Source organism: Variovorax sp. WDL1, from assembly GCF_001541225.1.
Classification (GTDB): domain Bacteria; phylum Pseudomonadota; class Gammaproteobacteria; order Burkholderiales; family Burkholderiaceae_C; genus Variovorax.
In genome coordinates, this window is record NZ_LMTS01000211.1 from 1 (window position 1) to 1,711 (window position 1,711).

Annotated in this window: 1 pseudogene; it reads right to left on the reverse strand. The window is 61.3% G+C overall.

The features are described from left to right. Positions 1-416: 416 nt before the first annotated feature. Positions 417-1,546, reverse strand: a pseudogene (locus APY03_RS26860) (IS110 family transposase). Positions 1,547-1,711: the final 165 nt, after the last annotated feature.

Sequence of the window (1,711 nt, forward strand, 5' to 3'; positions counted from 1 at the left end):
ACATCAAGTCAAATGTGTCCAAGGTTCGGGGGTCGGTCCACGGTTAAATGCACACATCCAAGTGTGAGCACGATCAGGCGATCCTGCTCACGCCCGCGTCATCTCGCCAGAGGGCCTTGAGGCCACGCTGATATGACTTCCGCTGTCAATGCCAGATAAGTGAGTTCTTTCTGCGTTGGGCATCGGAGTTCCCTGGAGGTGGCGTAGCTGTAAGTCCGACGGTGAATCACGCTGATATTCGCGGGTTGGTTGCCGCATTACAGAGATCCGTCTTGTGAGCCTGCCGCTTTCTTACGTCGCAGATCGGCTGTTGCCGTTGCCAAGCGTGGACGCGGGTTGCTCTGGTACCGGGCTACGCCACCTTCAGGAAACTCGTTCCTTTCATCGTTGCGTTGTCTACGTTCGGTGGGGCAGCGCTACGCTGCGCGCACCGTCTGCGGGAGTGCCAGCGACATGGCCAGCCTGCTGACGTCCCAAATGAAACCCGCCAGCTCGCGCGCGACCGCAACCGCGGCGATGTTCACGTGTTTGCCTCGAGCGGCGAGCTTGCGAAATCGTCGGCACAGTCGCAACTGTGCATCCCAGGCGCGATCGACGATCGGCTTTGGTAAACCTTCGTGCCGTGGCTGAATCTGTTTGCTCACGCGCGCCGCGTGTCGATAGCTCCAAGCCGCCTCCACGAGCAACTTCCTTGCGTAGCTGTTGCCCGCCTTGGTGATACTGCCTGTTCGTCGGGAACCGCCCGACGAATGCTCCGATGGCGTCACCCCAAGCCAAGCCATCAGTTGGCGGGGATGCTCGAAGCGCGACAGGTCGCCCATCTCCGAGAGCAGTCCCACGGCTGTCACGAACTGGATGCCGCGCATGGCCTGTAAAGCGAGCACGGCCGGGTAGAAACGCCACGACCCTACAGCTTCACGTAGTGCCGCTTCGAGTCGGTCACACTGGGCCAAACGATCCTCGACCGTGCGACGGTGCTCTTCGAATGCGAGTTGGCGCCAAGGGTTCTCAAACGTGTATTTGCTCAGCCAGCGTCGATGCGCAGCGCCCCAGTTCGCTCTGCCGAGGTAGCGTATTCCATGCGTCAGAAGAAACGACTTCAAGCGCCGCCGAGCCTGCCCCAGGTCGTCACGCGCACCTGCCCAGGCGCGCGCAAGGTCGCGAATGCCTCGTCTTCAACGCTGGGGACGTAGACGGCGGAGAGGTCGCCCGTGCGCAGCAAGCGAGCCAGATTGATCGCGTCGCGGCGATCGGTCTTGACGCGCTCGCCTGGCTTCTTCGGAATCATCGAAGGCGCACACACCATGCAATCAAAGCCGTTGCTCTGCAGTCGCCGAAGCAAGCCATATCCGCAGGGACCCGCCTCGTAGACCGCACGCACGTGTCGCGCCTTCGATTGCAACCGCACGCACAGGCGGTCGATCTCGGTCTTCGTCGTGGCGATCTTGCCCAGCACCTCTACATCACCGCCATCGATCGCATACGCCGCTGTGATCGATTCCTTGTGAACGTCCAATCCAACATATACGGTGCTATCGTCTTTCATGCTGGCCTCCGTGGCGAGTACACCGCGACGCAGCGCCCGCTACGTCGTGCGGCTCTGGCATTTTGCTAACCCGCGCAAGCAGTTGCTACGGCTGGCCAGCATTTCGCGGAAGTCATACTGACTTACCCTGCAGGTGCTGATGCCGCCGATCGCCGACACGGCCCG